The sequence below is a fragment of the Arthrobacter sp. I3 genome, assembly GCF_000520575.1.
GTDB lineage: Bacteria > Actinomycetota > Actinomycetes > Actinomycetales > Micrococcaceae > Arthrobacter > Arthrobacter humicola_A.
Window position 1 is genome coordinate 145,364 of record NZ_KI914945.1, and the last position, 4,958, is coordinate 150,321.

At 66.8% G+C, this 4,958-nt stretch carries 3 protein-coding genes and 1 pseudogene; 3 read left to right on the forward strand and 1 reads right to left on the reverse strand.

What is annotated here, in order from left to right:
* The coding region (locus Y706_RS0117750; RefSeq protein WP_028277662.1) for a CCA tRNA nucleotidyltransferase at positions 1-1,394 on the reverse strand (1,394 nt) is incomplete at its 3' end.
* Positions 1,395-1,565: 171 nt separating this feature from the next.
* On the opposite strand from Y706_RS0117750, the gene Y706_RS0117755 reads away from it, so the two are divergent.
* The 3 genes and pseudogenes from Y706_RS0117755 to Y706_RS0117765 all read left to right on the forward strand — a co-directional run.
* Positions 1,566-2,114 (forward strand): NUDIX hydrolase, encoded by a 549-nt coding sequence (locus tag Y706_RS0117755; protein ID WP_243178145.1) that lies wholly within the window; start codon positions 1,566-1,568, stop codon positions 2,112-2,114.
* Between the two features lie 62 nt (positions 2,115-2,176).
* The gene (gene murJ / locus Y706_RS0117760) at positions 2,177-4,243 is read left to right on the forward strand and encodes a murein biosynthesis integral membrane protein MurJ (RefSeq protein ID WP_043436416.1); all 2,067 of its coding nucleotides are present in this window, start codon (positions 2,177-2,179) and stop codon (positions 4,241-4,243) included.
* A gap of 171 nt (positions 4,244-4,414) precedes the next feature.
* Positions 4,415-4,958 (forward strand): annotated as a pseudogene (locus tag Y706_RS0117765) (ABC transporter substrate-binding protein); the annotation flags it as partial.

Here is a 4,958-nt window from a genome sequence, read left to right on the forward strand (position 1 = left end):
GCGACGGCGGGATCGAGCGGGCCGTGCTCCATGCGTTCTTCCAGCAGGAATTTGTAGGCGCGGCCCACCACGGGACCGGGCTTGAGGCCAAGCAGCGCCATAATCTGGCCGCCGTCCAGGTCCGGGCGGACGGCGTCGAGGGACTCCTGCTCCCGCAGCGCCGCAATCCTGTCCTCGAGGTCGTCGTAGGCGAAGGACAGCCGGTCCGCCTTGCGCTGGTTCCGGGTGGTGACGTCGGAGCGGGTGAGCCGGTGCAGGCGCTCCAGGAGGGGACCGGCGTCGGTGATGTAGCGGCGGACCGCGGAATCGCTCCAGCCGGCCTCACCGTAGCCGTAGAAGCGCATGTGCAGCTCCACCAGCCTGGCCACGGCCTTGATGGTGTCGTTGTCGAAGCGCAGCGCCTTCATGCGCTTGGCGGTCAGCTTGGCGCCCACCATGTCGTGGTGGCGGAAGCTCACTGCGCCGCCCGGTTCAAAGCGGCGCGTGGCCGGCTTGCCGACGTCGTGCATGAGGGCCGCGAACCGCAACACGAAGTCCGGGCCGGGAACCGGGCCGTCCGCCTTCGACTCCAGCGCTGCAGCCTGTTCCAGGACCTGCAGCGAGTGCTGGTAGACGTCCTTGTGGCGGTGGTGTTCATCGGATTCCAGGCGCAGGGCCGAGACTTCCGGCAGGACCAGGTCCGCGAGTCCGGTATCGACCAGCAGGTCCACCCCGGCCCGCGGCTGCGCGGCGCAGATGAGCTTGATCAGTTCATCGCGCACGCGTTCGGCCGAGATGATGCTGATCCGTTCCGCCATCCGGACCATGGCCTCGCGGACGTCGGCGTGCAGCGACACCCCCAGTTGGGCCGCGAACCTCGCGGCGCGCATCATGCGCAGGGGGTCGTCGGAGAAGGACGTTTCCGGCGGCCCGGGCGTGTTGAGGATCGAGGCGTGCAGGTCGCGGACGCCGCCGAAAGGATCGACGAGCTCCAGCATGGGCAGCCGCAGGGCCATGGCGTTGATCGTGAAGTCCCGCCGCAGCAGGTCATCCGTCAGGGATGTTCCGAAAGCCACTATCGGCTTGCGGGACTCCGGATCGTAGGCGTCGGCCCGGTAGGTGGTGATTTCGATCTGGAAGTCGCCCTTGCGCATCCCGATGGTGCCGAAGGCGCGCCCGATCTCCCAGTAGTTGTCCGCCCATTTCTTGATCAGGGCAACCGTCTGGTCCGGAGTGGCGTCAGTGGTGAAGTCCAGGTCGGGCGAGACCCTGCCAAGAAAAAGGTCACGGACGGGCCCGCCCACGAGGGACAGCTCGTGGCCGGCGTCGACGAAGCGCTGCCCGAGCTCCAGAACCACCGGATCCACCTGGAAAGAAACGGTGTGGGAGTCAGTCTTGTGATGTGCGTGCGCCATAGTTACTTAAGCTTGTCAGAAAACCGCGCCAGCACCACACCGGAACCCACAAGGATCCGGCGGGTTCGTCACGATTGCGCACGAACCGCTCAGGGCCGACTTTCCCGGCCGTCTACTTTCCGGCCATGTTTAGGTCATCAACAGCGGGCAAGAGTCGTTAGAGTGGACCTCATGGCCCATCCCGTACCGAGCGCTCCCGGCAGGAGGACAAACGCACCGTTGCCGTCGGCAATCGGTGCCAACGTCGCGCCTGTCCAGCACACGGGCCAGGCCTCCCTGCCCACCGTGGAGGAAATCTCCGCCGGCGGCGTCGTGGTGGACATGTCCGACGCCGACCTGCGGGTAGCGATCATCGCGCGCCTTAACCGCGGCGGACGTCTCGAGTGGTGCCTGCCGAAGGGGCACCCGGAAGGCAAGGAAAGCAACGAGGAAGCCGCGGTCCGCGAGATCGCCGAGGAAACCGGGATCGAAGGCAAGATCCTGGCACCGCTGGGAAGCATCGACTACTGGTTCACCGTGAGCGGGCACCGCGTCCACAAGACCGTGCACCACTACCTGTTGCGGGCCACCGGCGGGGAACTCACCATCGAAAACGATCCGGACAAGGAAGCCGTGGACGTGGCGTGGGTTCCGATCCAGGAGCTGGCGCGCAAGCTGTCCTTCCCCAACGAACGCCGCATCGCGGATCTGGCCAAAGAAGTCCTGCCGGAAGACCGCTGAAGGCCGCCGGTGCGGCCGGTCACGTCCACGGATAGCGACTAATGCCCCGCGCGGGTGAGACGATGAAGACGATGTCATCAGCCAAACCCGCCCCCGTACCCTCCGGCCCCGCCGATTCCAAAGCTGCCCAATCCGGAGAAGCCCGTTCCAGCGCCGTCATGGCCGCCGGAACCCTCGTTTCGCGTTTCCTGGGCTTCGCCAAGACCTGGATGCTGGCCGCCGCCCTGGGCCTGGGCTCGACGGTCAACGACACTTTCATCAACGCCAACAACCTTCCCAACCTGATCTTCCTGCTGGTGGCCGGCGGGGTGTTCAATGCTGTTCTGGTGCCGCAGATCATCAAAGCCAGCAAGGCGCCGGACAAGGGAGCGGACTACATCAGCCGGCTGCTGACGCTGGCGGTGCTGGTGCTGCTCGTTCTCACGCTGCTGGTCACGCTGCTGGCGCCGTCAGTCATTCAACTGACCACCCAGGGCTACTCGCCGCAGCAGAAGGCCCTCGCGGTGTCGTTCGCGTTCTGGTGCCTTCCGCAGATCTTCTTCTACGGCCTGTACGCCCTGCTGACCCAGGTCCTCAACGCCCACGGGGCCTTTGGACCCGCGATGTGGGCGCCAATCATCAACAACGTCGTGGCGATCGCCGGGCTGGGCATGTTCATCGGCATCATGGGGGCCAACGCCACCAACCCGCACACGATCGACAACTGGGGCCCGTTCCAGACCATCCTCGTCGCCGGGTTCTCCACAATCGGCGTCGCCACACAGACCGCCGTGCTGCTCATCCCCGTGTTCAGGCTCCGGCTCGGGCTGCGGCCGCGCTTCGGCTGGCGCGGGGTCGGTCTGGGCCACGCCGCGAAGCTGAGTGTCTGGACCCTGGCGACAGCCGCCGTCGGGCAGTTCGCCTTCCTTTACGTCATGCGCATCGCGACGATCCCGGGCGCGGAACGGCTCCGCCTTCAGCAGGCGGGGGACACCGCCGCGGCCGGCAACATTCCGGGCAACGCGGTGCTGGAGGTGGCCAGCCAGCTGTACCTGCTGCCGCACTCCATCATTGCCCTGTCCCTGGCCACCGTGCTGTTCAACCGGATGACCCGGGCGTCCCAGGACGGTGACCGGGCCGCCCTGCGAAACGCGCTCTCCCACGGGCTGCGGACCATGGCCGTGGCAACCGTCTTTGGCGCGCTGGCGCTCTTTGCGCTGGCCGGACCGCTGGGCATGTTCTTCTCGGGCGGGCAGCGCCAGGACGGCGTCATGCTGGCCCAAACCCTCACGATCCTGGCCCTCAGTACCCCGTTCATGAGCGCCAACTTCATGATGTCGCGGGTGTTCTACGCCAATGAGGACGCCCGGACACCGTTCTTCATCCAGTTGGTCCTGGCGCTGGTCAACCTGGCGGCCGCGTTCGCGATCCAGTTCCTGCCGTTCGATCAGATCATTTTCGCCATCGCGATCCTCTACACGGCCGGCAATATCCTCTCCGTGATCGTCAGCGCGACCTTCCTGCGCCGGCTCCTGGGCCACCTCGACGGGCCCCGCATCGCCAGCTCCTACATCCGCATGGGGTATGCGGCCCTGGGTTCCGCCCTCGCCGGAGCTGTGGCGTTGTGGCTGCTGGGCAGCTACAACCCGGACGGCTACGCCTGGAGCGACCGGATCGCCGCCCTGGTGACAATCGTCGTCGTCGGTCCCGTCATGCTGGCCGCCTATTTCCTGCTGCTGAAGCTCTTCCGGGTCACCGAGCTGCACGACCTCCTGGCGCCGCTCCTTGGGCGGCTCCGCCGCAGCACCGCCGCAGGGCCCGGCACGGGGCCGCAGGCAGGCGGCGCGGCGGAGGTCCGGAGGGCACCGGAGCGGGCCACCGTCTCGGTGGATACGGGTCTGATTCCGCGAATTTCCGGCGAGTTCGACGCCGAGTCGTTCCGTGCCGGTCCCGACATCCGGGAAGAGGACTCGTTCCCTTACGGCCGTCCCGCGGGCCCGGAGGGCGGTTACCTGCCGGCAGAAGACCTCCCCAGCACTGCGCAGGGCGGCTTGGGCAAGGGCGATGTTCCCCTGCCGGGCCGCCGCACCTACCAGGGCCCGGCCGGCCACAACCCCTACTTCCCGTTTGGCGGGAAAAAGAAAAAATGATCCCGGCTCCGTTTCGAACTGCCGTGCTCACGCGGCCCGGACAGAGCATCGGCTAGGATCGAAGACTAACAAGGGAAGTTGCGGACCAGCGGTCAACCGGCTTACCGGAGGGCACACGGTCGCTCTCGGAGTGACCACGTCGGCAGGTCCCGGACAGTCTAGGAGGAGCCCGTGTCCCACCCGATCGATGTCGGATCAGTACTCGGTGGCCGCTACAAGGTCACTGCCACCGTACTGACCTCACATGACCAGGATCTGGTGCTGGACGGTGTGGACCAGGTGCTCAACCGCCCCGTGAGCATCCTCGTCGCAGGCCCGGGCAACGCCGACCAGGTGGCCCAGAGCGCCCGTGAAGTGGCCACGGGCGAACGCCCCGGCAACGTGCAGATCCTCGATCTTGGCGTCAGCGATGCCACCACGTACCTGATCACCAACCACACCTCGGCGGCGGATCTGCTGGATCTTGTAGTCTCTTCCAACCCGCCGTACGTCGAACCCTTCTTCACGGACACGCTGGGCAGCGAGATCTTTGGGCAGGCCCGCTCCCACGAACCCGAAACCTACGACGGGCTTTACGACGACGAGGAAGTCGACGCCGGGTACATCAACTATGGCCAGGCCCAGGGCGCAAACGCACAGCCGCCGGTTTCCCCGACGGCGCCCCCCGCGGGAGCACCGTCGCGGCCCGCGTCCGCTCCTGCTGCCGCGGCAGGCG

Bases quoted from the DNA above. Each gene is read 5' to 3' on its own strand.
- murJ (WP_043436416.1), top strand. From the start codon at position 2,177: ATGAAGACGATGTCATCAGCCAAACCCGCCCCCGTACCCTCCGGCCCC.
- Y706_RS0117755 (WP_243178145.1), top strand. From the start codon at position 1,566: ATGGCCCATCCCGTACCGAGCGCTCCCGGCAGGAGGACAAACGCACCG.